Here is a 26,896-nt window from a genome sequence, read left to right on the forward strand (position 1 = left end):
ATTGATTAATTGTTGCGCTAACAGTGGATTAAACCAAGGATGAGATCAACCAGAAATGTAACGCCAGTTCCGGATTTGGCTACCGCTTACTTATTATGATGATCTTAAATTTCTTCTTTTGGAAACAAGATTGGCAGGCTGTCTCTATAGGTGTGATACCACATTACGCCATGGTGTAATCCGTTGTAGTGAATCAAAGGGGGTAAAGTGAACCCTTGATACTCTTTCGATTTAATATGGCTGTAGAAGATATCTACCCAATAAAAATTCCCTGTCATCCCAGATGTCGCGCTAAAAACCGCGGTGACGTCAAGCCAAGGAGAAATAAGGTAGCGATCTTCCTCTATCGTGTAGATGGTGTCTTCAATTCGCCAAAAAGAACCATCAGAGATGATAAAGTTTGAGAAAAACTCGGCACCAACATCTTCCGTTAGCATCACATAAGCGGATTTCGCACCGCCAAACGAATGACCAGCCAGTGTACGCTGAGTCGGATCGATATCATACTCTGCTTCAACAATTGGAATTAGTTCCTGCGTAAGAAAGAGATAGTAGTCATCTACGCCCGGAGGCAAGTAATCGATGTCTCTGCGACCAGGAGGGCCTTCGTGAACGGCAACGAGAATGACTTCAGCACCGTAGTCATCAATAAGTTCTGCGAAGCTCAATCCCGTTCCTCCGCCATCCGAGACAAAAATGACGGGCAAAGAACTGAGTCTGTCGTCGTAGTTCTCAGGCAAATAAACATCATACGGGTAGGTGACGCCCGTGATGTTGGAAAAGATGCTTCCCTGTATTTGATTGAAGTTGTTATCCGATGTTGAGGAGTCCACACCGGAACCATCACCACCTCCGCATGCCGATAACGCTAATCCTAAGGAAAAGGCGATGAGCCAACGCTTCAAAACTTCCATTTTTTACCTTTGCTTTTGATTTAAAAAATAAAAGTAACTGTATAAGATTTGAGCAATCAAAAAGCCCCGCATCATCAATAAATGAAAAGGCGGGGCGCACGGGTTTGTAACTCTTCGAGTCAATTATCGAATGAGGTGGTTCGTTGTTGTTTTACTTGTCATTAATTATTGGCTTTCAGACCAGACCGCGAACTCGTTGCCACTTGGTTCAGTGAAATGGAAACGACAACCTCCGGGGAATTCAAAGATCGGGCGGATGACTTGCCCTCCGAACTGCACAACTTTTGCTAACGTGGCACGAATATCTGAGCTATAAAACACTAGCAACGCAGCCCCATTTGTTGTTTGGCTGACTTGCTCCGCTACATAAAAACCACCGTCTAAACCTTGGCCTGTAAATGCGCTGTACTCAGGGCCGTAATCAACGAAGCTCCACCCAAAAGCCTGCTCGAAAAACTGTTTAGTTGCGCTGATGTTGGTTGTCCCAAACTCAACGTAGTTTAACTTTTCATGTTGGTGCATCATGGCGTCCTTTCTGCTCAGATCATTACTATTAGTGTAATAATTCCTGAGGTGATGTTCTCCAATCTAGCACTCGTTTTTGCTGTTTCTGAATGCAAATATCACAAACGAAAAACGGTCCAGATAAGCTGGACCGTTTTGTTTTATTGATTATACCCAAGTAACCTCTAGACGCTTGGTTCAGCGAGAATATCTTGGTTTGTAGACGCAAATTACGCGAAGTTTTCTACGATGATGTCATCTGCGTTGTTAACAAACACTGCGCCTTTCTCTTCCATCTCGGCAATCACTGCATCGATAGTATCTGGCAAGACTGCGCGGCTAGAGGCTAAGTTCACAATCACTTTGAAACCTAAATCGAGTGCTTGAGTGACGGACTTTTTCACACAAAAATCAAGTGCTAAGCCACCAACAACCACCGTGTCGATGTGGTTGAATTTTAGGAACTCATTTGCACCTGTGGTTTTGGTGTCAGCCACGTCGTGGAAAAAGATGCCGTAAGGATGTGCGTCTGGGTCCATGCCTTTGTTCACTTGGAAATCGTACTCCAGAACAGGTGGTAGACCATCCAGCAGTTCAACGCCCGTAGTACCAAGTACGCAGTGGCGGTTCCACTTAATATCCACGTTTGGTAGGCCTACTGGTTCAAGCATGTTTGCAGGCGTTTCCGCATCCCAAGCTGCTTTTGGTGGGTGCAAGTCGCGGCTGACTAGTTTCAAACGACCTTTAGTGTGATTCTTTAGAAGCTCTGGAACGATGTCTAATGCGCCAGTAACTGGCAATTCGTCAGGGCAAAGTTCGGTAAACCCTTTCTCTGGATCAACGTCGATCACAGCGGTGGTTTGGTAATTAACTCGAACTGTCATGGCAGACTCCTTGTCTGTCTTTATGCTTACGTTAGCCACGCAAGCAGTTTTGGAAAAAGGTCACTTCGTCGCTTGCTAGGGTGTACACCATAGCTGGCTTACCGCCTTTGCCTTTATTGGTGGAAGCGACTTTGTTGGTTGGCTTGAGCACACCCGAATCAATCAAACGTCGTTTGATCGTCATGCGGCTGATGTCGATGCCAAATTCTTGATAGGCCGCGATGATGTCTGCAACCAGAAACTCTTTATCAAGTGCGAACAGCAGGACAGAGGTGTATTCGATAGAGGCGCGCAGTTTCTGCCATGCTTTTTCAATCATTTTTTGGTGATCAAAAGCGAGAGTTTCATCACCATCAAGGATTGCTTGTAGTGGGAACCACTTTAGATGACATTCTGGTACGCCAGCGTTATCGATTTGCTCTTTGTTGTTGCGGTCAACCAAGGCATAGTGAGTGATGTTCAGGCTCCAATCTTCAGGATCGCGCTTTGGGTCCCCATCGACAAAGGCTTCACTAAAGTGACGAGGGTAGGTGTGGATTTTTTCACGGCAAATACGGCGTCGTGCTGCTTCGAAGTTCTCGTCTGCTGGGCGTCCACCTTCGTGGGTCATGTCTTTATCAAATACAAATCCGCCGGGTAGAGCCCATACGCCATGGTAAGGGCGCTCTGGATTTGAACGTTTGATCAGCAACACTTCCAACCCTTTATCGGCGCAGCCAGATAGTCTGAATGGAATGATGTCGACGGTTACGATCATGATTTGGTCCTGAGAATAATTTGTAAGTAATCTAGCGCATAACAAGTAGTCAATCAATGGGTAAGTAACCGATTGTTAGAAACATGGCGGCCACCACAGAATAATTGGCCTTAGGTATGGATGCGCTTATTTATTTGGGTTATCCACAATAACTGTCGGAATTTTGCGCGTAAAAACCTTATAAAAATGAGTGGTTAGTAACAAAAGTTGACAAACTATAAGCGGGTGTTTATTGTTTACGCAATTTAGTTAGTAACAACAAGTTATATACCCAAGTTTACCTTGTGGACAACTTCCCGCCAACTTCGTTGGAAAAACAATAAGATGCGGTTTACACCGTACTGAGGGAATTTGGGTATAAACGAAAAAGGGCATGTAGAAGGGCTCCGAATGACCACCAATTTATTTTCGTCTCGCATCATCCAAAGTGCGTTAGATTTTGACGTATACAAAGTGAATATGATGAGTGCTGCTGCTGCGCTCTATCCTGATGCGATGGTGTCCTACAAATTCATCGTGCGTAGTGAAGAAGACTTGTCTGAATTACTGCCAGAGGTGAAAGCGGAAGTTCTTAAACTGCAAGACATCACCTTCTCTGCTGAAGAAATTGAATACATGAAGGGCGTTGCGCCTTATCTAAAACCAGAATTTGTTGATGCTCTGCACGCGTTTCGTTTTAACCCTCAACGCGATGTTTCTTTCAATATTAAAACCATGGCGGATGGTACAAGCCAATTACGCATCACCATCAATGGTCTTTGGACAGAAACCATTCTCTACGAAACCATCATCATGAGCATTGTGTCTGAAGTGCGCAGCCGTGCTCGTTGGGCAGATATTCCAGTTGAGCAGTTCCAATCTGTTTTAGAAGAGAAAGTTCGTCATCTCAAAGCAGAACTGAAACGTCGCAATATCACCAACTTTAAGTTTGCCGATATGTCGACCCGTCGTCGTTTCTCGTTCCAAGCACAACGTTCAATGTTGCAGTACCTGAGCAAAGAGTTGCCTGACTGCTTAACAGGAACCAGCAACTACCACTTGGCGAAAGAGCTTGGCTTGACACCGATTGGGACGGTGGCACACGAATGGTTTATGGGGCATCAAGCTCTGGTGAATGTGCGTGATTCGCAAAAGGTGGCTTTGCAGCGTTGGCAAGAGATGTTTAATGGTGCGTTAGGTATTGCGTTAACCGATACCATTGGTATTGATGCTTTCTTAAAAGATTTCGATGAAGAACTCAGTAATGCGTACGTGGGTGTTCGTCATGATAGTGGTTGCCCTTACACATGGGGCGAGAAGATGATCGAGCATTACCAATCACTTGGCATCGACCCAATGACGAAAACCTTAGTGTTTACCGATGGCTTAAACTTCGAGCAAGCACTGGATATTTGTGAGCGCTTCCAAGGTCGTATTCAAGTGAGTTTTGGTATTGGGACGTCGCTAGCAAACGATATGGGTGATTACATCAACGCACAAGGTACTGCTTACAAGCCACTGTCTATCGTTATTAAGATGGTGTCATGCAATGGTTCACCTGTAGCGAAAATCAGTGATGAGCCAGAGAAAGCGATGTGCGAAGACATCTTCTTTTTGATGAATTTGAAGCGTCGTTTTGAGCAGCCGCTTGATCTCGATGAGTGTCGCGTACTGATAGACCGTCTAGAAAACGAAGGTGATAACTACCTGATCGACGCTTAGCAAGAAGCACGGGCTTCACCAATAGCAAACAATCATCGCCCTCTATGGTTTCGATAAATTATTATCGGCATACCTAGAGGGCGATTTGGTTATAGTACAACCAGTGACTTTCCTAGGGATAAATGATGAATCTGGTTGTGCATCTGCAAAAAAAAGCGATCAACAAACACGGCTATGAGTGGGCTACGCGCCAAGCATGGAAGTGCGGAATAAAAGCAAACCTTGTTAAACGAGTGATTGGCATTTTCAAAGGTCAGATCGTGTGTGTTGTTGAAGGTTGCCGTGCTGAGCTGACGACACCAATTAACAACCCTCTGCATGACGATGAAAAACAAGGCCGTTACGTGTTTGTTGGTGGTATTTTCTGGGAGCCAAACAACATCATTGCTCCAGGTTTTCCTGACTTTATGTTTATGCACTTGCGTAGCCTTAGCCATCGTCATAAGTACCTAACGGATGATGAGCTGTTTCTAAGTTTGGCCTAACCGCTTTGGCGAAAACTGATGACAAGTCTTTTTCTTAAATCTTTACTCGGTGCAGTTGCGGTGTTGATCATTGCTATGCTATCGAAGTCGAAAAGTTTTTATATCGCAGGTTTGGTGCCTTTGTTTCCGACTTTTGCTTTGATTGCTCACTTTATTGTAGGGAGTGAGCGAGACATGGAAGCACTACGTCAAACTGCACTGTTTGGTATCTATTCTCTTATCCCATACGCGGCGTATTTGATTTCGGTTTTCTATTTTAGTTATCGCTTGAGCTTGGTTGGCACATTAACAGCGGCGACGCTTGTTTGGGTAATGTTCGCTTCGATGTTGCTTGCTTTCTGGACGCGATGGATGGTTCCTGCGTAATTATTACTCATCCTAGCAATGTAGTTAGTCGAATACTCATAGCTCATCTTGATGTGATCTAGCTCTGATTTACCTTAGCTTGCTCATTTGCTGACGTAACTATAATAAAACAACGTTTTTTAACCTGCTAATGACAGAAGGCTCAATTTCGCCTGATGTGAATTTCAGTCCGCGATTTACTATACCGCCAAGCAAAGATAACTGTACTGGGAAGTAATCCATGAATATGAAATCTATCGCAATCGCTACAGCTGTTGTTGCTGTATTAGCAGGCTGTAAAGATAAGACGCCACCAGCCCCAACAGAAGCGAACATCACGCTTGTTGAAGCGGTAACTGAAACAGTGGAGAACCCACACCAAGTTTGTAAGGACGTGGTTGTTACTCACCAAGTAGAACCAAAGGATAACAACAAGATCCTTGGGACTGTAGGTGGTGCAGCAGCAGGTGCTGCGCTAGGTAACCAAATTGGTGGTGGTTCAGGTAAAGTGATTGCTACTGCAGCTGGCACGATTGCGGGTGCTATGGCTGGCCGAGAGATTCAAGACAATGTTCAGAAGGGGGACGTTGTGACATCGACCGAGAAGCAATGCCACACTGAATACACGACTTCTGAGAAAGTAGTCGGTTACGATGTCACTTATGAAGTGGCAGGCGCCTCAGCTACTGTGCGCATGAAGAGCAAGCCTGCAGGTAAGACATTCCCAATCCAAGATGGAAAAGTGGTTCTTCCTCAATAATTGCCAACGAATTTGAATACAAAACAAAGCCCTTTTGTTCACTGAACTTAAGGGCTTTTTTAATTTTAGGATTTGGTGTTAAGGGCTACTTATCCGCGAAATAGTCAACCAGCGTTTTACGCCATTTTCGTGATTCACGAATTTGTAGTAGAGCACGATTGATCTCTTCTTCGTAAGGATTGTTTTCCGTAATGATAAAGCCGTAGTTCTGCTTTTCTAGTTGGTATGGCAACACCTCCAAATCTTCAAATTTTCCTGATAATTTGCCACTACCAATCATATATTTGAGTACCACGTCGTCAGCAACGATAGCTTCGACTTCGCCGTTATCTAACGCGGTTAAAAGTGTCGTCATATCTGGATAGTCTTTGTGACGAATACCAAAGCTGGTAAGCAGTAAAGAAGATGTGGTTGCGGTTTTGGTACCGACTTCAACATTGGCAAGATCATTGATGCCCTTAATTTGTGAGGAACCTTGGCTAAGGGTGAGTTTACTGGCTAGTACTGCAGTAATACTGGCGATGAAAAGCATGCTGAAAACGCCAATAAATACTGTAGCGATTCGTCCAGTTAAGCTCTTAAATTCGAAGTAGTTGAAAGGCCCCCGAGTGATGAAGAGTAGGCCAAGAATAAAACTTTCAATCCAGCGACCAGTTTTGCTTTTCATTGAATAGAGTTTTTCATTTTTTCCTTCTTCTATCGCATAGAAAAACGCCCCGACTAACCCAGCTACCAGCACTATAGCAGCAACGATAAACCACAATGCGGGGTTCAAAAAGATAGATTGCAAGGTATGCAGATAACCCTGATTTTTTACAGCTATCGCGAGGTGGGTTTCAAAGAAAGAATGAGAAAAGTCGGCAAACAGCTCACGTTCAGGGGTGATTGAGATGCAAGAAACACCAATATCGATTGTTTCTGTTTCTATCGCATTGAGTAGGTCACCCAAAGGATGATTTTCAAAACTAAATTCGACATCCATTTCTTTGGCGATCTGCTCCCACAACTCAATACTGAGGCCGTTTAGGTTATTATCGACAGAGCCTATAACGAAGGGAGGGCAGGAGTAAGTGCCCACTTTAAGTGTAGAAGCGTTTGAGGGAGTGCTGAGTAAGAAAAGGAGAAAAAATATTGAAATTACAAAAGATTGAAGATTCGATTTAAAACTACTTAGCATGCGCAGATCCTCAAAAAGAGGCAGCGGTGAACTGAATCGATAGCGAAGACTCGCTAGAAATTGCAGAGTGTTGAGAACTTTCGAGAGGTGATGACGAATTCAATACTGCCCTAATTTTATTATTTACTGTTTTAACTATAGCAGTTGATGTCCAGTGTACTTCTTAACCTTGCTACTTATGAGCTTCGTTCTGTGCCGCTTGCTTACAAAAGTAAAGAAAATGATGGTTTCTTAAGCATCTGTAAGCGCACGTAAGAACCAACATAAAATGGGATTTTTTTGTTTATCATTCCTAGTGATTTTGAACGGTGTTTTATTGAGGTAAGGAATGAAGAAACAAATATTAACCATGAGTATTCTAATCGCGTTAACAGGCTGTGGCTCGGAAGGAAAGAGCAACGACTCGACGGTAACGAATAACTCGAACGTGTTCACTTCTCAATGTGGAGATCAGCTTTCGCCACAAGAGCCCGGTTTATCATTCGTCGTAAAGGGGGATGTCGCGGAACTGAAAGGGGTTATTTGTCAGGGATCACCAAAGGCATTTGAACAAATGATGGCAAAGCATCGCAATATCAAGCTGCTCAAGTTTGTGAGCATTGATGGCTCTGTTGATGATGAGTCAAACCTTGAACTGGCGTATCAAGTGCGCGCTAAACAGCTAGATTCTTACATTGCCGCGAATGGGTCAATTGCCTCGGGAGGTACGGATTTATTCTTGGCGGGAGCCAACCGAACTATTGAAAGGGGCGCAACGATAGGTGTTCATTCATGGGCAACCGAAGACCAAGTTGCAACGGATTTTCCTGTTGGCCACAAATACCATCAACCATACATTGATTACTACAAGAAGATGGGCTTACCTGATCCAGAAGGTTTCTACTACTTCACGATTAACGCTGCGTCAGCACAAGACATACACAATATGACAGCGCAAGAAATCACGAAGTATGGCTTAGGTAAGCTTGTATCAGCTGGGGGAGAAACGGCTTTGACGAGCGAGGTTGATAGCAAGCTTCTTGAGCAAGTTAATGCCTCTGTCAATGCTCTAAAATTCCGATCCGTTTGGGGTGGTTACGGAGACTACTTGTCAGAGACTCCAGCCTACTTATTGCACTTGGATGAAAACAATGACACGCCTGTCACCGCCTATTTGGTCAATCCTCCCAAAGTGCCGGAAGATGCACAAAAGTTAGGAGTCAATGAAAGTGGGGCTCTGGACATCTACAAATACGAAACGAACATGCACATCTTCCATGATGCGATAAATAGAGGTAACGGGGCGTACGAAAGGCAATATACGTTTAATGGAGCGAAGTACTATCTACAAGTGTATAAGCCCTCAGAGACCTTTATAAAAGGCGAGCATCAACGTAATACTATTGCATTAGCCGTGCATGAGATGTTCCATGATTATCAGGATGAACACTTTAAATATCCTGCCAACCACTTCAATGAGCTTACTGGCTATCCAGTGAATGTAGAGCAGATTACATATAAGCTTGCGGTACTCAATTTGTTCAAGTCTTTGCCTAAAGTTATGACGCAAGATGAAGCCAAATCCATGCTAAAACAATATATTGCCCTAACTCAAGAGCAGATCAATATTGATAACAGCAGCAAGCAATATGCGAAGAATATGGGGTTAGGGCAAGAGCTGTTTGAAGGTAGCGCTTGGTATGTGGAAGTGATGGCTTTGAGAAATGCGTTGCCAAACTTTTCCGACTTAAAATTTGTAGAGCCCTATGCATTTACCACAAATTACCAGAATCGAGAGAGTGTGGAATCTCAATTTGGGTGGGGCTATTTTTACCCAAGTGGTGGAGCAGCAATTTATGCGTTAAAAGCGGCAGGCTACGACATTCTTCAATTAGAAAAAGGCGTGACTCCCTTTGAGGCAGCGAAGCAGGTGGTTGGGATGTTCGATGTAACAGACACCTTGAATCAGATTAAGCAGAGCGATGAGTTTAAAACCATGGAACAGAGTGCGGCTACTATCAATGCGATTAGGTAGTAGCGAGAGGTCGTTAGCGAGGGACGATGTTCGTCTCTCGTTGCATTCTTTTGCCTCCAAAAACTGTGCACTCTAATCGGACAGAGTTAGTTTGGCTAGATAAAATTGCCCGCCTTTGGAAGGAGAATGTATGGAAGATTTCTATCTCAATCAACGAGGGCTAGCGAGTTACTATGAGGCTCAGTGGCTTGATCATCTTTTAGAAAAAGGATTGATTGGAGAGCTGACTAGTCAATCAAAGAAAGTGCCTTTTTCATTTATTCAGTCTTCGCACTGTATTGAAGTTGCTAGCTTTATTGAACATGCTGCGATAAAAGCGGGAATAATGCCGAAAAGCCTGCTTGAGGTTGGCGCTGCATTAGGCCGAAACTTTTATGAGACCACCTCTAGACTGAACTCTATCCAAAAAGCGACGTTGGTTGAGCCTTCCAATTTGTTGCTGTCAGGGTTAAAGCAAATATTATTTACCCCTCCACTGGCGGCCTTCAATTACATCTATAGCTTAGATGAGATGAAGTCGTTCGAGTTCGAGAATCAACATTTGGTAGGAGATTGTCAGCGTTTAGATGTTGAGTTTGTGGATCAGCCATTTAGTAGCGGGACGATCAATACTAAACATGATTTAGTGGTTTGTTTAAACGTACTCGATCAGTGCGACTCTCCACTAGAAATGGTGAATGCGCTAAAAAGTGCAACGAATGTTGGCGGTATACTGGTTGCTTCTTGTACCTACCAGTGGAACAAAAAACACATCCAGAACATGGACGAAGCTGTAGATGATATCAATGATTACTTTGACCAGAACTGGCAGCGAGTTTCAGAAGCTAATCACGAGTATCGGGTTCGCTTCAATGATCGCTTTTCTCGTCTGTTTCTATCCCATGCGGTAGCGTACATTAGAAAAGCTCAGAGCTTGAATTTTTGACTTTAAAATACAAAAGCCGAGCGATGAGTGCTCGGCTTTTTTAGATGACTTACGCTGCTGGCGCTTGATGGTGCTGTTGCTCTTCTGCAAGTTTTGCGGCTTGCGCTTGTTTTTGCTTTCTGCGCTCGCGTTTGGATAGCCAAATCAGAGGCACCACAATCATTATCGTGCCAATTGCCATAAAGATATCCGGTACTTCACCAAACCAAATCAAACCAACGATTACTGCACCAATCAAGCCGCTGTATTCTGCGCTGGCAATCTTATTGCTGTCGATAGAACGATAAGCTAATACACAGGTAGCTGCGTAAATCATGATGAACAAGCTTGAACCTGCTGCTACAGGGAATGAGCTCCAATCCCATGCTTCACCTTCAATAAATACTAACAACAGTGATACCGGCATACCTGCTAGGTTGGTCATCAAAAGCGTGTGTGGTACGGATTGATTCTTTGGCAGCTTGCGGATCAACAGGTTGTTGATCGCGAGCGTTAGCGCCACGACTAATGCAGACAACGCGGCCCAATCAATTTGGTCTGGGCGTATAATCACAAGCACACCAGCAAAGCCCATTACCGCTGCTGCGATTGATTGAGTGGAGAGTTTTTCTCCGAAGAAGATCGCCGCCAGTGGCAGCATGATCAAAGGCGCGGCATAGAAGATTGCGTTCGCGGTTGCGAGTGGCATCGACGAGATGGCAAACACCATGAAAATTGCGCCTGTTAGCCAGACATGCGCACGAACTGCATGCCACTTAAAACCTTCCATTAATGGCGCTTGCTTTGTGAACAGGTATACGGGTAACAACATCATCACAGCTGAAAGTTGTCGGTAAAACACAAACTGAAAAACCGGCACCTCATTACCGACACTTTTGATCAAAGCGTCTGAGAGCACCGCAACTAGGTTACCAACAATTAATAGCAGCATCGCTGCACCGACAGATGTGACTTTCACGTTATTCCTCTCCTCATTCTTTGCCAAAGAGTAGGTGATGTCATAGGATGAAGTGAAATGATATTTATTAGTTTAAGTATGAGTTTTTTAGATAATGAAGTTACCACCTCTTAGAGCGGTCCACTGTTTTGAATCCGTTGCGCGTAATTTGAGCTTTTCCCTTGCCGCGGAAGAGCTCAATGTAACCCAAAGTGCAGTGAGCCATCAGATTCGAGTATTAGAAGACTATCTTGGTGAAGCCTTGTTTATTCGCCAGGGGCGTAAGTTGTCACTCTCAGATACTGGCTTTCGTTACCTCGAAGATATCAGCCCTGCTATTAGTGCCATTGCTATGGCCAGTCAGAAGGTACGTGAAGGAGAAAAGGGCAGTTTACGCTTGGCGATTTACAGTTCGCTAGCCGTGAAATGGTTGATACCTAGATTGGCAGATTTTAAGCGTCAACACCCCGAAATTGATCTAACACTTAACATGGTTGCTGGAGATCCAGAGCAAACTGACAGTGTGGGTGATTGCTTTATCACGGTACAAAAGCCAAAGCGCAACTACATGGCGGTTCGCCTGTATGATGAGACGTTGTATCCGGTGTGCAGCCTCAACATCTGGAAGGAAATTCAGGACCAACCTATGCCCGATGCACTTTGGCACTATCCAATTCTTTCCACTGATTCTATTTATCGTGAGCGGGGTAAAGATTGGGCGGAATGGTGTAAAGCCGGCGGGTTTGAGTTGCCGAAAGACATCGATATGCAACACTTTAGCCATATGCTTCTGGCGATCGAAGCGGCGCGCTACGACCAAGGCATCACATTCGCCAATGACTTTATGTTGAATGAACGCGACAAGGCTCAGGATCTGGTTTATATCCCCTCCCACGGATTGGAAACCGGGGACAGTTTTTACTTTGTGCATAAGAAGAATCGAGCACGCCAACCAGAAATCATAAAGTTGACCAACTGGCTTAAACAACAATGTTTATAATTGTAAGTTATGCATCAGGAGTGAATAAATTAGAGAAAAATAGCGCTAATGATTTTCGTGTTTTACTTTGTTTTTCTTTATTAATATGCGAACGGATTTGAACAGTGTTTTATATGGATGGTTTCAAATACCTAAGGAAGGGGCATAAGTAAACTAAACGAAATACAGGTAAATAAAATGATTAACAGGTCTCTCATTGCTCTAACTCTTCTCGCAGCTTTTTCTAGTGCAAACGCAAACGCAAACGCATACATTGGAGCATCTGTTGGTAAGGCTGGGTTTGATGACGCTAGCACAACTGGTCACACTAGCGGTTACAGTGCAAGTGCACAGCTAGAATTAGAAGATGATGAAAGTCTATCTGGAAAATTATACGGCGGTTACCAATTTAACGAGTACCTTTCATTGGAAGGTTCTATTGGTGGCTTTGACGCGCTAGATGGCTCCATTGTGACCGTTGGAGATATGAAATATGCTGCAATTCAGCCTAGGCTAAGCCTTCCTTTAGGTGACCGAATGAACCTATTTGCAAAAGCTGGGATCTCATACTTCAATGCAGAGTTTAATGTAAGTAACGCGTTGTTTGGTGGTACAGGGTATACGACTTTTTCTGATAGCACTGTTACTGGAATTTATGGCTTAGGTGCAGAGTTTGCCATCGCCAGCAACTTTATGCTGCTTATGGAGTGGGAGTATATGAAACCCGAGCTTGAAATTGCCAAGGTTGGTAATGATAAAGCTACCATAGAAGCTGAGATAAGTACTTTTTCAGTTGGCATGCGCTATAAATTTTGAGTGAGTAACTCAGCCTAGCAAGCCAAATAGCCTTCTGGGATTTTTTATGTGAGACTTTCCGGAAGGCTCATAACTTTAGTGGAACTGTCGTGAATGATGTCAATCTTAGATATCTAGATTTGTTATCGAAAGTCTATGCAAAAGATACTGACTACTTAGTAAGCTTGAGCGAGCTAGAAGAGGTGTTGTGCACGTCTAGGCGAAACACATCTATTATAATGAAAAAACTATCTAGTTTTGAATGGATAGACTGGAAACCGTCGGTAGGAAGAGGGAAGTTAAGCCTCTTTAAAATAAAAATATCTCTGCAACAAGCTATAGTAGAGTTTTTAATTCTAGAGCTCACACAAGGAAGGACTAAACCAATCTCAAAACTACTAGATTGGTTTGGGCAAACCGCCGTAAGGGCGTTGAATATTGCTTCTGAGGCCGTTAGCTTGGTCAATGAGTCCAATAACTCAGTCTTGATATCTTCTTATCCTTGGGTTTCTAAAATTGACCCAGTAAAAACATTTCGGCACACCGAGCTACATATTTCAAAAAGTGTTTACGATGTTCTACTCCGTCAGGATTCTCATGGTGAAATCTGTGCTGGGTTGGCCCACTCATGGGAAGTGGAAGGAAAGACGGTAAAGTTGTGGCTTCGACCGGATATATATCGTCATGATGGTGAGCTATTAGAGCTCGAGGATGTAGTGTGGAGCTTATCGCGATTGAAGGAGTTGTCTGGTCCGGTTCAAGCGATCTGGCGGTGTGTAGACCATGTCAAAGCTGAGAAGCCAAATATCGTAACTATCACACTGAAGTATGCAAACCCGTTCTTCACCTACATGTTGACGACGCCCCACGCCTCTATTTTGAGTCGAAAAATTAAATGTTTTGAGACAGGTTTTTCTTACTATTTAGGCACTGGCCCTTTCAAAATCTCAGATTGGAGTAAGGAGAGGCTAATACTGAAAGTACATAAGGAATACTTTTCTACAAGGGCATTGCTGGATCAAATAATTCTCTCTCATGGAGATCTTCAAACCCAGAACATGCTGAGCTTTAATGAAAAAGTTCAAACGGAGAATGCGGAAAAGATTAGTGCCTTATCTTACTTAACCTATAGAAAGCGAGCTAATTCTGGCATCTCGACTAGGGATTGGCATGAACTGGCAAACTACATAAGTTTCAAAAAAAGACAGTTTGACCCAGAAAACTCGGTTGATAGCGTTCGTTTAGTAAAGGGGCAAGAGGTGAGTAAATCGATAGTTGTCCCTCAGTTAATGGGGACAATCGTATTAGCTGAGCCGATGTGGACTATTCCCAGTTTAGCTCGTTACTCTAAATGGTTGCATGATGTCATTGTTGCGACAGGGTTACAGCTTGAAATAGTTAGGGTAAACGACGTGAGCTCTCCAGAGAGCGCCTCTGAGTTCGCTGATATTTTTTTCATCGAAGATGTCATTGAGGCACCTTTTAGTTATGGCGTGTTTGAGTGGCTATCTACTTCAACGGGGCTTCGTTTTGCATATACGAATAAGATGCATAATGAGCATTGTGAAGAAATTAAGGCTGCTATCGAGTGTCATGAACCGCATAAAAAGCTTCTTGACCTTGAGCAGAAGTTAAGAACTAACTATACATACTTACCACTTTTTGTGGGTAGCGAAAACGTCTTTAAAACAACTCGAGTTAAAGGTGTTCAAGTAAAAAGTACAGGTTATAGTGACTTGCATCTTTTGTGGGTGGATAGCCATTCATAACCAAGAAAGCGTAGTGAACCACTGATTAAATTCATTAGGCTTTATTTTAAGAACTAAGGCATCTTGCTTAGGTTGTAGAATGATGCAAGATCGCCTGTCGCTTTTTCGCCGTTCATATCCAGCTTCATTAACATGTTTTCACCAACGAAGTATTGGTTTGGTGCGGCTTCGTCAACCAGTGTGATAGTGTTACCTGACTCGTTCCAAGTGAACTGGCCTTCAGATTTAAATTCGCCATCCTCTTTGCCTTTATATACTTGAACCAATGTATAGCTGCCATCTGGTTTTAAGGTTAGAGTTGTATCAATACTCGCACAGTCGGCACATGGCAATTTACCTGTGTACGTACCATTCCAATCTAGTGCATTTTGCGCGTTGTGTGTTGAGTCGACAAATGTTTCTGTTGTGATCACTTGCTCTTCTTCAATTGGTGTCGCATCAACCGTGCTTTCAACTTCAGTGGCTTGAGGAACGTCAACCGCAGTTGTCTCCGCTGGTTTCTCATCCTGACAGCCTGCTAGAATAATGACCGCACCTGTGAGTGCTAATAATGTCTTTTTCATTTTATTCCTCTCTAAATCAATAAGTTGACATACCAAAGTAATCTCGTTGCATGTATGCTAAGGTCACTTAGGTATACCGTGATAATAATAGACTTGTTTCCTAGACCTGCGTCAGAACAAAGCAAACCATTGAACAGCCTCTGTTAGAAAAACTCTTTAACGTCAGTGATTTGCAAAGAAGAAGGAAAAGGAAAGAAAATGGAAGAATTAGTTATAGGTGCGCTTAGGGTATTGGGAGCACTTATTCGTTGGTTTTTGATCGAAATTTTTTTAGACAGGGTTGCTTACAGTATCGGTTACGCAGGATTGTATATTCTGACGTTAGGTAAAAGACCGCATCGTCCCGTCTCGACAGAAATGCAGGGGCGGATTGCTCTGCTTGGTATCGTGTTGAGTCTGTTGATCTTTGCACTGCTTATATGGCTGTATCGATAGCAATAACACCAATATTGAAGAGACAACAAACCAAACAAAAAGGCTCATTAGATGATGAGCCTTTTGCGTATTAGGATGCCTTATCCATTGCTGGTGGCGTTTTGACCTCCTTTGACGGAGATTCCTCTTCGGTATTATCCGTGAAGATTTCAGCGACGGCGCTGCGTTCTAACTCGCCTTGCAGGTTACCTTCATCATCCACAACAGGCAGTGAGTAGTCACAAGACATGGTGTCTGGTAGCACTTCTTCAATGACAGAGTCAGGCGAAACAACCGGCACTTCTTCATAGATCTCTTCTGCCAGCTCTTGCGCAGCATCCATCTTCGCGGCATCTAGTAAGCTTTCTTTGGTGACGACACCTTGGTAGCCTTCGTCCGTTACGTGGTATGCATAGTCTTGCTTCACGCGTTTCATTTCGATAAGAGCTTCTTCAATGGTCGTAGCGGTAATACGATACGCTGGTGGTTGCATCACGGTTTCTACCGTCAGAGCCCGTGCTCGGTTTACGTCCTTAACGAAGGCTTCTACATAGTCATCGGCAGGGTGGAGCAGAATCTCGTCTGGAGAACCTTGCTGAACTAGTTCGCCATCTTTCAAGATAGCGATACGGTCACCCAAACGAAGTGCTTCGTCCAAGTCGTGGGTAATAAAGATGATGGTTTTGTGTAGCTTCTCTTGCAGTTCGATAAGCTGATCTTGCATCTCACTACGGATCAATGGATCGAGTGCGGAGAAAGCTTCATCCATTAGTAGGATTTCGGCATCAGTAGCTAAAGCGCGAGCCAAGCCGACACGCTGTTGCTGGCCGCCAGAAAGCTGTGCAGGGTATTGATTCTCGTAGCCTTTAAGTCCAACCGTTTCCAACCACTCATTAGCTTTCGCAAGACGCGCTTCTTTTTTGATACCTTGGATCTCCAAGCCGTACGCGACGTTGTCAACCACAGTGCGGTGAGGCAATAGACCAAAACGTTGGAATACCATCGACATCTTATGACGACGAAACTCCTCCAGTTCGGTCGCTGAAAGCTGCATTACGTCCACGCCCTCAACCAATATTTGCCCCATGGTCGGGTCAATCAGACGGTTGAAGTGGCGAATCATGGTTGACTTACCAGAGCCTGACAGCCCCATAATGACAAAGATTTCGCCTTTGTTAATTTGCAGATTGATGTCTTTCAAACCAACAGTATGGCCTGTATCAGCAAGAATTTGGTCTTTGCTCTGCCCTTGCTTTACTCGCTCAATGACGGTTTTTGGCTTTGGTCCGAAGATCTTATACAGCCCGCTGATTTCAATAAGTGGCTTAGTCATGTTTCAGATCTCCTAAGTGCGCTTGCGTTCGTTTCGCGTAAGCTTGCGATGCACGGTCAAACAGAATAGCCAATGCAACGATCGCTAAGCCGTTAAGCAGACCAAGCGTGAAGTACTGGTTGGTGATTGACTTTAATACAGGCTGACCTAAGCCTTTCACGCCAATCATAGAAGCAATAACAACCATAGAAAGCGCCATCATGATGGTTTGGTTAATTCCAGCCATGATGGTTGGCATTGCCAAAGGTAATTGCACGCCAACTAAGCGCTGTTTTTTACTGGCACCAAAGGCGGTAGCAGCTTCAAGTACTTCTTTGTCTACCAGTCGAATGCCTAAGTTGGTCAAACGAATCACAGGTGGGATTGCGTAGATAACAACCGCAATTAAGCCAGGGATCTTACCGATACCAAGAAGCATAACGACAGGTATTAAATAGACAAACGCGGGCATGGTTTGCATCACGTCAAGCAGTGGTGTCACGACCGATTGCACGCGATTCGAGCGGGCCATGGCAATACCAATCGGAATGCCGAGTGCAATGGCGAGCATGGTACACACAGTGATGATGCTGAGTGTCCGCATCGTGTCTTCCCACATACCGAAATAGCCGATCAGTATCAAAGAGCCAAAGCAGGCAACAGCCAGCTTCCAGGAACGACTCGCTGCATATACTAAGGCGACGCAGACGCCAAGGATGATCATCCATGGTGTTGAAATGAGTAGTTTTTCAAACCAAACGAGAAATGAGAGAAGAGGGTCGAAGAATGATTCAATGAGGTCGCCGTATTCACGAGAGAAATCGCGGTAGGCGCCATCTAAGGTTTTGCGGATGGCTCTAAGATCTGAGCGATCCATTTCTGGGAATTCGCTAAGCCAATTCGAGTCAGACATGTTTACTTCCTTTTCTTGCCGAGACTCAAGTGAGCCTCGGCATACAACAATGCGGTATTCCTCTACCGTTTACGAAACGTCTAAGTCTTACAGTGCACTTTGCACTTTTTTAGCTACGTCTTGAGGAACCCATGCAGTCCAGATCTGTGGGTAGTTTTCTAGGAAATGGAACATGGTTTCTTCACCGTCAGCTTGGTTGTCTTCCATCCATGCCAATAGCTGGTTCATGTCCGCGTTGGTGAAACCACGTTTAGTGAAGTAGTCGTAAGCGGCTGGAGAGCGTGAAGCAAACTCTTCAGTCGTAATCGTATGAACTGGTGAAGGTGGGTACATAGTTGGTTTTGGCGCATCACACTCTGCTTGAGTGGTACAGTTTACAAACTCATCCAAGTTTACACCGCTACCGAAATCCACTTTTACCATGTCGTACTTACCTAGAACCGCAGTTGGTGCCCAGTAGTAACCGAACCACGCTTCTTCACGCTCGTAAGCTTTTGCAATCGAGCCTGATAGACCGGCACTTGAGCCTGGATCGATGATGTCAAAACCTGAGTCAGCAAGATCCATTGCTTTGAACAGGTTGCCAGCACTGATTTGACAGTTCCAACCGGCAGGGCAGCTGTAAAATGCCGATTTTGCTTTGTCCTCTGGGTGAGAGAAAAGCTTCGCGTGTTTTTTCACACCTTCGATGGTTTTCATTTCAGGGTATTGCTTAACAAGGTAGGCTGGGATCCAGAAACCCTCTTCGCCACCATCGACTAACGCTTTGCCTGCAAAACGAAGGCGTTTTTCTTCAACACCTTTGTCTAGCGCATCTTTAAGGCTATTACTCCAAAGTTCTGGTGCCACATCTGGCTGCCCTTTTTCGATCATTGAGGTGCCAGTTGGCATGGTGTCGCCAGGGATGAGTTCGGCATCACAGCCGTAGCCGTGCTCAAGAATAAAACGGTCCACATTGGCAATCAGTGTTGCAGAATTCCAGTTCATATCTGCAATGGTAACCGTTCCACACTCACTTGCGTTTACGTTGGTCGCTGCTAGCGCACCAATCGCTAGTAGTAAGGGAGTTTTGTACGTCATATTGAGTTTCCTTTCTCTAAATAGCTCACTTAGGGTAACGAATTAATCATTAGTGTTCAAACTAATGTATTAGATGAATTATAGCTTTATTTGTTAACGGGTGTGAAAATAATGGTGAATATTTGATTAAAATACCCTCATAAATGAGAGGTTTTTTATCGACGTATGTCAATGAATCGTATGGTGGTTTGTATGTGCTGTTGCATTATTATTAGATGTCTAACGAATATTTCGCTGTAAACGTTATTTTTGCAAACTAAGATATTGTCATATGCCAAAAACTATAATTGGCATATGCCATAAATGGGCGTAAGGTGAAGGCGTTTTGTAGAGAGGATGTGATGGCGAGACCAAAAATAGAAAGACGCATATGTGGACGTGCAGCACACCATTGTTTTAAGCCCAATGGCGTGCCGTTTTATGACTTAGAAAAAGTCGACATATTGCCAGAAGAACTGGAAGCATTGCGTTTGGCCGATCTAGAAGGTTTAAGCCAACAGCAAGCTGCCGACCAAATGGGAGTCTCTCGCCAGACCTTTGGTAATACGGTTAAGAGCGCGCGTTTTAAAGTTGCGAAAAGCCTAGTTGAGGGTCATGCACTTGTTTTTCCTGACCAGGAGTCAAACTCATGATTTATGCCATTCCAAATGACGGCGAACGCGTCGCCAATCACTTTGTTAAAGCCCCATATATTGCTATTTACTCCGATACGGAAGGGTTGTTGAAGAACCTCGCTAATATTGCTGCTATGCCGCAAGCTGGCTGCAAAGCCAAGTCACAACTCATTCAATCTCTACAAGAGTATAAAGTCGATGCGGTGTTGGTTCGTAATATAGGCGAGCGTGCGCTTGGCAAGCTTCTAAGTAGCGGTAAGCAGGTGTTTAAGCTCTCAACACGCAGTTCACTGGATGATGTGATGGGTGTTCCTCGTTCAGCGTTAACTGTAGCGACACAAGGGCGTCCTTCTATCAACCATGCCAAAAAAGGTGGTTGCGGCGGTTGTGGTAGTAAAAAAGCGCTTTCGGTATTGCTAAATCCCAAATCTCAATCAAAAAACGCGCTTATGACGCTTCGGCCGACTAAGCTTAAAGCATTAGTTTCTTCTTACGTAAAAGAGGTGAAGTAATGGTTTGGCTGTTCACTTTTGTTGGGTTCTTAGCCATCATTTTGTTGATGTCGCTTGGTGTGATCTTTCATAACAAGCGCATTCAAGGCAGTTGCGGTGGCTTGAACAACGTAGGCGTCGATAAAGTGTGTAATTGCGAGACCACTTGTGCAGAGAACGAACGCCGCCTTTATCAGATCCAAGAGCCAAGCCCAAAAAGATAACGCTTAGCTCAAACTATCCTCTAACGCCACTGGCTCACACCAGTTTGGTAATGTTTGTCGAAACCATTCTATGTATTTGCTGGCTTGCGGATTGTTTCTGGAAACCAGCAGATTTGTTACCTCAATTACGATCCAGGCTTTTGCTAACAAGATAGCAGTAGTGAGCTCTGACTCTACGCCTTTACCGCCAAGCCCTATATATCGTTTTGCTACTTGTTCATAGTCTTTGAGAGTACCCATTCCCGCAACTAACGGCGAAAGATCAATCGCCGGATGCCCGATAGAAAAACGTTCCCAATCGAAAAGTACCAAGTCACCATTGTCCCTTAGCCCTCAGTTGCCAGCATTACTGTCTCCGGAGAGTAGCGTTTGGGACTTGAAAAGGTATTGTGCTTTGGTTTGAAAATGGTGCAAGCAAGCCTCGGTGCGCGCATCTAGTTGGAGAGTTTCAAGTGCAGAGGTGGTTGCTTGTTCTGTCCAGTTATGGGTTTTAAATATTACGTTATCGCTTGGTGGTGATGTCTGATGAATTTGCACAAGGCGGCTTAGGATTCTTGGATCTTGCAGGAGGAAGTCTTGCTCGATTTGGTGAGGAATATACTCAATCCACAATGTATCTTGCTCAGTATCAAACTCTACAAACTCGGGAACGAGAATACCTAGCTGGTTGAACGTTGCAGAATGTTGTTGATAAAAGGCCACTTCAACTTGTGTCGGGTTGCGCTTCTCAATGACTTTGCGACCTTCCATTTCGACCAGATAAACTTGGGCACTGCCCATTTGGCTGAGCTCTTTTCGTGACATCAATCTGCTTTCCTTGCTGAGTGAAACTCCAAGATAAACATGGGGAAGCCAATTGCCAACTTCAAAATGCGCTGTTGCTCGCAAATACATCTTGAACTGATGCGAATAGTTAGCACTTAACTGGCTGAATTTAGGATTATTTATTGACGTACTCTATGTTCTTAAGAGGTTGTCGATGAGCAGTAAACTGGTTGATTTTTCGGTGCATATTCCCATTACTCCTGAGCTGTTTGAGTTTCAAACTGAAGTAAAGGAGAAGCTGTATGACTTTAATCATGCACGACCTTCCGAGCATTTGAAGAAGGCTGAGATCATCGAGTCACTGCTTGGCAGTGCGAACGGTGTGAATATTGTGCCGCCTTTCTATTGTGACATGGGTAACAACATCCACTTTACTCAAGGTGGCTTTCTGAATGCAGGTGTCACTATTCTCGATCTTGCGCCTGTTCACATTGGTGAGTACGTGCAAATTGGTCCGAATGTCGTGATCAGTACGGCGGGGCACCCATTTGAGCTTGCCGAACGTGTTCGCCCCATAGCAACGGGCAACCCAATTACCATCGGTGATAGTGTGTGGATTGGTGCTGGTGCCATCATTTTGGATGGCGTGACAATTGGTGACCGTGCGATCATTGGGGCAGGCAGCGTGGTGACCAAAGACATTCCTGCTGATTGCGTTGCGGTGGGGAATCCATGCCGCGTAGTGAAATCCATCGAGCAAAGCGAAATGCCATCCGAAGAAGAGATTATCGAAATGTGGCGTCCTTTGATGGAAATGAAGTTGGATTGATATTGTCAAGAAGATCAAATTTTCAACGGTTAGCTTTTGCGCATTTTTTGTTCGCTTCTACACTTAAGGTTCGTCTTAATAAAGGAGAACTAAAATGGCATTTATGAAGCAGGATATCCCAAACCGTGTAACGGTGTACCATGACAATGTCGATCAGGAACAAGAACTAAAGAATGCGATGTTGCCAGAGAAGCCACGCTACTTTAACGGTTCTCCTACCTATAAAGCCGACAGTGTAGAACAGTTTCAAACGAAGCTCGATCAGATTGGTATGTCGTTAGACAAATAAAGACCAAGAGAATACAACAACGCCCCCAAGCTTTGAGGGCGTTTGTTTTTTTAGGGGATAAATGAGAGAGGTTAGTTTTGCTGCGTCGCTTCATTGCACACTTGTTTTTGCACCGCTGGTGGTGCTGGTTCGTAGTGGCTGAGCGTCATATTAAAGCTGCCTTCACCGCCAGTAATTGATCGTAGACGACGAGCATAATCTTGTAACTCGTTCACTGGAGATTTCGCTCTTAGCATAGTGAAGTTAGCATCGATTGGCTCAGTCCCTTCAATCAGTCCACGATTGCCAGATAGGTCGCCGGAGACATCACCCACATTCGCAGTTGGAATGTGAAGCTCCATTTGAACAATCGGTTCGAGCACAATAGGATCTGCATTGTTGATCGCATCTAAGAAGGCTTTCTTACCGGCGATGACAAACGCGATTTCTTTTGAGTCGACCGAATGATACTTCCCGTCGTAAACCGTGACTTCCACGTCTTTGATTGGATTGCCAGAAATTGCCCCTTCTTCTAGTGCTTGAACAATACCTTTTTCTACGGCTGGTATCAGTGCAGTCGGAATGGAGCCGCCCACGACTTTATTTATGAACTTAAAGCCTGAGCCACGCTCAAGTGGACGCACCTTTAGTTGTACTTCGCCAAACTGTCCCGCGCCACCGCTTTGTTTTTTATGGCGGTAGTGACCTTCTGCTGGCTTGGTAATGGTCTCAAAATACTCAACGCTTGGTTGGCTGGTTTCCACTTCCAGTTTGTAGACCGAAGACATTTTCTCAAGCGCGACTTTTAGATGGAATTCACCCTGACCACTGATGATGGTTTCGTTAGTGCGTGCGCGATGTTCGATTCGAAGAGAAGGATCTTCACTGGCGATTTTGTTCAGTACGTCACCGAGTTTTTGTTCGTCCCCACGTTTGACTGGTTTGAGGCATAACGAGTACATCGAGTCCGGGAAGTTGAGGGTTTTGAGTTGTACGCCATCTTCTTCATGAGAGTCATGGACAATAGAGTCAAACTCTAGCTCATCGACTTTAGCCAGTACGCAGAAATCGCCAGCAAGTGCTCTGGGGATTTCGGTTCTATCTTTGCCTTGCAATTGGTAGAGATGACCGACTTTAAATGCTTTGTTGCTCTCACCAATGTAGAGCTGGCTGCCTGCGTTGATTTCGCCTTGGTAAACGCGTAAATAGGCGAGCTTGCCCATGTAGGGGTCGACGCTTATTTTGTACACATGCGCCACACTGTGCTCTAGAGTTTCACAGTTTACTTTGACCTTCTTACCGTTTTTCTCAAGCAGTGGCGGGTTACCTTCGTTTGGCATCGGCATGATTTCCGCTAGGGTTCTGAGCAGCAGTTCCACCCCGGCGCCTGTCTCGGAAGACACAAAGCAGATTGGGATCACGTGCCCGGTTCTTAATGCTTCTTCAAATGGATCATGCAGTTGCTCTGGTGTCAGTTCGGAACCCTGTTCGAGATACAGTTCCATCAACTCTTCATCGACTTCGATGACTTGGTCAATCAAGGTTTCATGAGCTTCATCGACTTGAGAAAGTAAGGTTTCGAGCTCGATTTCTGGCTCAAAGTAGCAATCTACAACCGATTGACCATCGGCAGCAGGTAAGTTGATCGGTAAGCAGTTATCCCCGAAATGCTCGATGATGTTTTCCATCACAGCCTCGAGTTGGTTACCGTGATTGTCGAGCTTGTTAATGATGATCATCTGGCACTTTTGCTGCTCTTTAGCAAAGGCGAATAAACGGTCAGAAGTTTGGTTGATGGGCATTTGTGGGTCGATGATCAGTGCTGAGGTTTCAACGGCAGGGAACACGCTGAGCGTGCGTCCGAGCAGTTCACTCTGTCCGGGAGTGTCGATGATATTGAGGCGGTGTTTGTTCCAGCTGAGGGTGACTGGAGTGGCTTCGATGCTGTGTTGATATTGGATGGATTGTTGGTCGAAATCGGTGACGGTATCGCCTTTTTCCACACAACCTAAATGGTTGGTGGCTTGGCAGGTGTAGAGCAGTTTTTCTATCAGAGTGGTTTTGCCGGTACCCGTTTGACCGACAAAAGCGACGTTGCGGATCTTATTGATAGGCATAGAGCCTCCTTGCAAATGACTTGCGAAACCGAACATGTCTTTGTAGACATCAACGATTCCAAAGCAAACCTGATATCAGGCCATGAACTGCATTGGAGTAGGGCGGGTTTACCGCCTTTTCGTCTTCCATGTCATTTTTCGGATGACTCTATACATACAACCACCACCTTGCTGAAATAAGATAAGGGGTTACTACAACACTAGCATGCCGTAATAGCAGTATAATTTATGTGACTTATTTCATGCTGGAAGTGATTGTTTTTTAACCTGGATCATGAAATGGGGAATGCGATGATCGCCTACTCATTAGAGAATAATTTTACCCTGTTCATAAACCAGAGCTGAGTCGACGTCTTGACCAAGTAAGACTGGGCCATCTAAGTCGACCACTTTCGATTGTACCGCTATGGGTAGCGCTGCACGCATTGCTAATGAAGTGCCTAGCATGCAGCCAGACATCAAGGTAAAGCCAAGGCGTTTCGCCTCTTCTGCAAGCAGCAGGGCTTCAGTCAAGCCTCCGGTTTTGTCGAGCTTGATGTTCACCATTTCGTATTTACCCACTAACTCATGCAATTGCTGACGTGTATGACAACTTTCGTCAGAACAAAGTGGAATAGGATGCAAAATGTCTTTCAGCTTATCATCGTCACTCGAGGGCAAAGGTTGCTCAATCATTGCAATATTCAGTGGCGCTAGCGCAGCAAAAGTGGCACCTAAGTCGAGATCTTGCCACGCTTCGTTTGCATCCAGCACTATCATCGCCTCGCCAGCTGCTTCGCGAACAGCGCTCACACGCTCAATCACTTGTTCGCCATCAAGCTTCACTTTAAGCAATCTAGCGCCCTGTTCGATGTAACTGCGGGTCTGGCTTGCCATTGCTTTTGGGGTGTTAATCGACACGGTCATCGCCGTGACAATCGACGTCGGTAACTCAAACAATTCTTGAGCATGTTGCTTGCCCGCTAGTTTAGCTTGTAAGTTCCACATCGCGCAGTCGAGTGCATTACGCGCAGCGCCACTAGGGAGAAGGGTTTGCAGCTTTTCTCTTAGGGAGGCAATGTTAATGCCCCCTTGGGTAAACAGAGCTTGTAGCTCATTAGCCGTTTGAGAAATGGCTTTGAGAACCGATTCCACTGACTCGCCGTAACGTGGGTATGGCGTACATTCACCTTGGGCACTGATGCCACTCTGCTCTATGGTTACTCGCACCACATGACATTCGGCTCGACTGCCACGGGAGATACGGAAAGGTGTCGCCATCGCAATGGTGACGGGCTCTACATGAATTTTCATCGCGTCTACAATCCTTAAATCGCAACTTATATCGCAATAATGTGTTGAGCAATTTGCTCTACGCCAAAACGCACAGGATCGGTGACAGGTACTTGGTATTTCTCAGTCCAGTCTTGGCAAAGCTGTGCGGCATCATCTTCACTGATTGCAGAAGTATTCAAGCAGATTCCGACAAGACGTGTGTCAGAGTTTGTTAAACGTGCCGCTTGTAAATTCGCTTCGATGGTTTGTTCAATCGTTGGCAACTTAGCATGAGGAAGGTTGCGAATGTGCGGGCGACCGATCTCGTGACACAATACCAAAGCGTCTGCTTGTGCACCGTGAAGCAAGCCTAAACTCACCCCCGCAAAAGAGGGGTTAAACAGCGAACCTTGCCCTTCAATGATGTCCCATTCGTGGTCAGTAAAGTCAGGGCTGATAGTTTCAACCGCGCCAGAGATAAAGTCCGCGATGACCGCATCAATGGAAATACCGCTGCCAGCGACTAAGATGCCAGTTTGACCTGTGGCTTTGAATTCGGCTCTACAGCCAGATTGTTGCAGTGCTTTCTCGATCGCGAGGGCTGAGAACATCTTGCCAACCGAGCAGTCAGTACCCACAGTAAGCAGGCGTTTACCCGAGCGTGCATTTCCATTGCCCACTTTAAGTGGCTCATCATAATGGCGTACATCGTGTAACTTGGTTAAGCCACGTTGCTGCAAGTCATTCAAAGGTGCAAGTTCCGAAAGACGTTGGTGCATACCCGAGGCAATTTCAAACCCCATTTCCGCCGCTTCCAGTAACGTCGCCTGCCATGATTCAGGAATAACACCACCTGGGTTTGCGGTACCGATGATGAGCGTTTTCGCGCCTAGCTGCTGAGCCTGTTGCAGCGTCATGTCAGTTAAACCCAATGAAACGGTTTCTGACGTGAGGCGAAGCTGCCCTAAGCAAATCTCCGGGCGCCATTGATGGATTCCGCGCGCAGTTTTTGCCGCGAGTGGGTCGGTGACGTCGCCAAGAAAAAGTAGGTAAGGTTGAGCGATTTGCATGATGGTTCCCTTATTCATTCAATACGTTTTCAGACA

28 protein-coding genes and 1 pseudogene are annotated in these 26,896 nt (G+C 44.9%); 15 read left to right on the forward strand and 14 right to left on the reverse strand.

Features of this window, described 5'->3' with window-relative positions; translation table 11 throughout:
- Window positions 1–104: 104 nt before the first annotated feature.
- From J4N37_RS22045 to J4N37_RS22060, 4 genes are all read right to left on the reverse strand, one after another.
- Window positions 105–914 carry an alpha/beta hydrolase gene (locus J4N37_RS22045; protein WP_010453104.1) on the reverse strand — a complete coding sequence of 270 codons (810 nt, stop codon included), beginning with the start codon at window positions 912–914 and terminating at the stop codon, window positions 105–107.
- A 165-nt stretch (window positions 915–1,079) separates the two neighbouring features.
- Window positions 1,080–1,436, reverse strand: a complete 357-nt coding sequence (locus tag J4N37_RS22050; RefSeq protein ID WP_252043301.1) for a VOC family protein — start codon at window positions 1,434–1,436, stop codon at window positions 1,080–1,082.
- 212 nt (window positions 1,437–1,648) lie between these two features.
- A complete protein-coding gene (locus J4N37_RS22055; protein ID WP_010453099.1) occupies window positions 1,649–2,302 on the reverse strand; it encodes a nicotinamidase in 654 nt (217 codons plus the stop codon).
- 31 nt (window positions 2,303–2,333) lie between these two features.
- The gene (locus J4N37_RS22060) at window positions 2,334–3,059 is read right to left on the reverse strand and encodes an NUDIX domain-containing protein (protein ID WP_088879818.1); all 726 of its coding nucleotides are present in this window, start codon (window positions 3,057–3,059) and stop codon (window positions 2,334–2,336) included.
- Between the two features lie 390 nt (window positions 3,060–3,449).
- Here J4N37_RS22060 and pncB point away from each other — a divergent pair, with 390 nt between their 5' ends.
- From pncB to J4N37_RS22080, 4 genes are all read left to right on the forward strand, one after another.
- Entirely contained in the window at window positions 3,450–4,760 is a 1,311-nt protein-coding gene (gene pncB, locus J4N37_RS22065; protein WP_252042336.1) for a nicotinate phosphoribosyltransferase, read from the forward strand.
- Between the two features lie 125 nt (window positions 4,761–4,885).
- Window positions 4,886–5,245 (forward strand): hypothetical protein, encoded by a 360-nt coding sequence (locus J4N37_RS22070; protein ID WP_010453094.1) that lies wholly within the window; start codon window positions 4,886–4,888, stop codon window positions 5,243–5,245.
- An 18-nt stretch (window positions 5,246–5,263) separates the two neighbouring features.
- Window positions 5,264–5,611: a GlpM family protein gene (locus tag J4N37_RS22075; RefSeq protein WP_005436374.1), complete on the forward strand. Its 348-nt coding sequence runs from the start codon at window positions 5,264–5,266 to the stop codon at window positions 5,609–5,611.
- A gap of 220 nt (window positions 5,612–5,831) precedes the next feature.
- Window positions 5,832–6,350 carry a glycine zipper 2TM domain-containing protein gene (locus J4N37_RS22080; protein WP_252042339.1) on the forward strand — a complete coding sequence of 173 codons (519 nt, stop codon included), beginning with the start codon at window positions 5,832–5,834 and terminating at the stop codon, window positions 6,348–6,350.
- Window positions 6,351–6,435: 85 nt separating this feature from the next.
- On the opposite strand, the gene J4N37_RS22085 is transcribed toward J4N37_RS22080, so the two are convergent.
- A complete protein-coding gene (locus J4N37_RS22085) occupies window positions 6,436–7,527 on the reverse strand; it encodes a transporter substrate-binding domain-containing protein (protein ID WP_252042341.1) in 1,092 nt (363 codons plus the stop codon).
- A 328-nt stretch (window positions 7,528–7,855) separates the two neighbouring features.
- Here J4N37_RS22085 and J4N37_RS22090 point away from each other — a divergent pair, with 328 nt between their 5' ends.
- Together J4N37_RS22090 and J4N37_RS22095 are read left to right on the forward strand one after the other, a co-directional pair.
- A complete protein-coding gene (locus J4N37_RS22090; RefSeq protein ID WP_252042343.1) occupies window positions 7,856–9,541 on the forward strand; it encodes a hypothetical protein in 1,686 nt (561 codons plus the stop codon).
- Window positions 9,542–9,671: 130 nt separating this feature from the next.
- Window positions 9,672–10,466 carry a methyltransferase-like protein 9 gene (locus tag J4N37_RS22095; RefSeq protein WP_252042344.1) on the forward strand — a complete coding sequence of 265 codons (795 nt, stop codon included), beginning with the start codon at window positions 9,672–9,674 and terminating at the stop codon, window positions 10,464–10,466.
- A 49-nt stretch (window positions 10,467–10,515) separates the two neighbouring features.
- Here the strand turns inward: J4N37_RS22095 and J4N37_RS22100 are convergent, their stop codons facing one another.
- Window positions 10,516–11,424, reverse strand: a complete 909-nt coding sequence (locus J4N37_RS22100; RefSeq protein ID WP_252042345.1) for a DMT family transporter — start codon at window positions 11,422–11,424, stop codon at window positions 10,516–10,518.
- A gap of 94 nt (window positions 11,425–11,518) precedes the next feature.
- Here J4N37_RS22100 and J4N37_RS22105 point away from each other — a divergent pair, with 94 nt between their 5' ends.
- The 3 genes from J4N37_RS22105 (at window position 11,519) to J4N37_RS22115 (ending at window position 14,946) form a co-directional block, all read left to right on the forward strand.
- Window positions 11,519–12,403, forward strand: coding sequence for a LysR substrate-binding domain-containing protein (locus J4N37_RS22105; RefSeq protein ID WP_038885575.1), 885 nt, complete (start codon window positions 11,519–11,521; stop codon window positions 12,401–12,403).
- Between the two features lie 177 nt (window positions 12,404–12,580).
- Entirely contained in the window at window positions 12,581–13,198 is a 618-nt protein-coding gene (locus J4N37_RS22110) for an outer membrane beta-barrel protein (RefSeq protein ID WP_045385501.1), read from the forward strand.
- A gap of 89 nt (window positions 13,199–13,287) precedes the next feature.
- Window positions 13,288–14,946 carry an ABC transporter substrate-binding protein gene (locus tag J4N37_RS22115; RefSeq protein ID WP_252042347.1) on the forward strand — a complete coding sequence of 553 codons (1,659 nt, stop codon included), beginning with the start codon at window positions 13,288–13,290 and terminating at the stop codon, window positions 14,944–14,946.
- Between the two features lie 53 nt (window positions 14,947–14,999).
- Here the strand turns inward: J4N37_RS22115 and J4N37_RS22120 are convergent, their stop codons facing one another.
- A complete protein-coding gene (locus tag J4N37_RS22120) occupies window positions 15,000–15,509 on the reverse strand; it encodes a copper resistance protein NlpE (protein WP_045385506.1) in 510 nt (169 codons plus the stop codon).
- Window positions 15,510–15,707: 198 nt separating this feature from the next.
- Between J4N37_RS22120 and J4N37_RS22125 the strand changes: the two genes are divergently transcribed.
- A complete protein-coding gene (locus J4N37_RS22125) occupies window positions 15,708–15,944 on the forward strand; it encodes a hypothetical protein (protein WP_045385509.1) in 237 nt (78 codons plus the stop codon).
- A gap of 70 nt (window positions 15,945–16,014) precedes the next feature.
- Here the strand turns inward: J4N37_RS22125 and J4N37_RS22130 are convergent, their stop codons facing one another.
- The 3 genes from J4N37_RS22130 to J4N37_RS22140 all read right to left on the reverse strand — a co-directional run bounded on the left by J4N37_RS22130 (window position 16,015) and on the right by J4N37_RS22140 (window position 19,228).
- Complete coding sequence (locus J4N37_RS22130) at window positions 16,015–17,256, reverse strand: quaternary amine ABC transporter ATP-binding protein (protein WP_252042348.1); 1,242 nt, start codon at window positions 17,254–17,256, stop codon at window positions 16,015–16,017.
- A complete protein-coding gene (locus J4N37_RS22135; RefSeq protein WP_071235175.1) occupies window positions 17,249–18,148 on the reverse strand; it encodes an ABC transporter permease in 900 nt (299 codons plus the stop codon). The genes J4N37_RS22130 and J4N37_RS22135 overlap by 8 nt, the downstream gene beginning before the upstream one ends.
- Window positions 18,149–18,235: 87 nt before the next feature.
- Window positions 18,236–19,228: an ABC transporter substrate-binding protein gene (locus tag J4N37_RS22140; RefSeq protein WP_045385513.1), complete on the reverse strand. Its 993-nt coding sequence runs from the start codon at window positions 19,226–19,228 to the stop codon at window positions 18,236–18,238.
- A 341-nt stretch (window positions 19,229–19,569) separates the two neighbouring features.
- Between J4N37_RS22140 and J4N37_RS22145 the strand changes: the two genes are divergently transcribed.
- The 3 genes from J4N37_RS22145 to nqrM are packed head-to-tail and all read left to right on the forward strand — an operon-like array spanning window position 19,570 to window position 20,557.
- Window positions 19,570–19,860: a DUF134 domain-containing protein gene (locus J4N37_RS22145; protein WP_029561149.1), complete on the forward strand. Its 291-nt coding sequence runs from the start codon at window positions 19,570–19,572 to the stop codon at window positions 19,858–19,860.
- A complete protein-coding gene (locus J4N37_RS22150) occupies window positions 19,857–20,354 on the forward strand; it encodes a NifB/NifX family molybdenum-iron cluster-binding protein (RefSeq protein ID WP_252042349.1) in 498 nt (165 codons plus the stop codon). The genes J4N37_RS22145 and J4N37_RS22150 overlap by 4 nt, the downstream gene beginning before the upstream one ends.
- On the forward strand, window positions 20,354–20,557 hold the full coding sequence (nqrM, locus tag J4N37_RS22155; RefSeq protein WP_010453062.1) for a (Na+)-NQR maturation NqrM: 204 nt from the start codon (window positions 20,354–20,356) through the stop codon (window positions 20,555–20,557). Before J4N37_RS22150 ends, nqrM begins: the two co-directional genes overlap by 1 nt.
- A gap of 3 nt (window positions 20,558–20,560) precedes the next feature.
- Here nqrM and J4N37_RS22160 read toward each other — a convergent pair.
- Window positions 20,561–21,361, reverse strand: a pseudogene (locus tag J4N37_RS22160) (phosphotransferase).
- A gap of 175 nt (window positions 21,362–21,536) precedes the next feature.
- Here J4N37_RS22160 and J4N37_RS22165 point away from each other — a divergent pair.
- Window positions 21,537–22,151 (forward strand): sugar O-acetyltransferase, encoded by a 615-nt coding sequence (locus J4N37_RS22165; protein ID WP_045385518.1) that lies wholly within the window; start codon window positions 21,537–21,539, stop codon window positions 22,149–22,151.
- Between the two features lie 94 nt (window positions 22,152–22,245).
- Complete coding sequence (locus J4N37_RS22170) at window positions 22,246–22,440, forward strand: hypothetical protein (protein WP_005429524.1); 195 nt, start codon at window positions 22,246–22,248, stop codon at window positions 22,438–22,440.
- Window positions 22,441–22,511: 71 nt separating this feature from the next.
- Here J4N37_RS22170 and fusA read toward each other — a convergent pair whose 3' ends face one another.
- The 3 genes from fusA to dgcN all read right to left on the reverse strand — a co-directional run bounded on the left by fusA (window position 22,512) and on the right by dgcN (window position 26,860).
- A complete protein-coding gene (fusA, locus tag J4N37_RS22175; protein ID WP_045385521.1) occupies window positions 22,512–24,536 on the reverse strand; it encodes an elongation factor G in 2,025 nt (674 codons plus the stop codon).
- Between the two features lie 306 nt (window positions 24,537–24,842).
- Window positions 24,843–25,829: an N-acetyl-D-Glu racemase DgcA gene (gene dgcA, locus J4N37_RS22180; protein ID WP_252042350.1), complete on the reverse strand. Its 987-nt coding sequence runs from the start codon at window positions 25,827–25,829 to the stop codon at window positions 24,843–24,845.
- Window positions 25,830–25,855: 26 nt separating this feature from the next.
- On the reverse strand, window positions 25,856–26,860 hold the full coding sequence (dgcN, locus tag J4N37_RS22185; RefSeq protein ID WP_252042351.1) for an N-acetyltransferase DgcN: 1,005 nt from the start codon (window positions 26,858–26,860) through the stop codon (window positions 25,856–25,858).
- Between the last annotated feature and the right edge of the window lie 36 nt (window positions 26,861–26,896).

The sequence above is a fragment of the Vibrio sp. SCSIO 43153 genome (genome assembly GCF_023716625.1).
Lineage (GTDB): Bacteria > Pseudomonadota > Gammaproteobacteria > Enterobacterales > Vibrionaceae > Vibrio > Vibrio rotiferianus.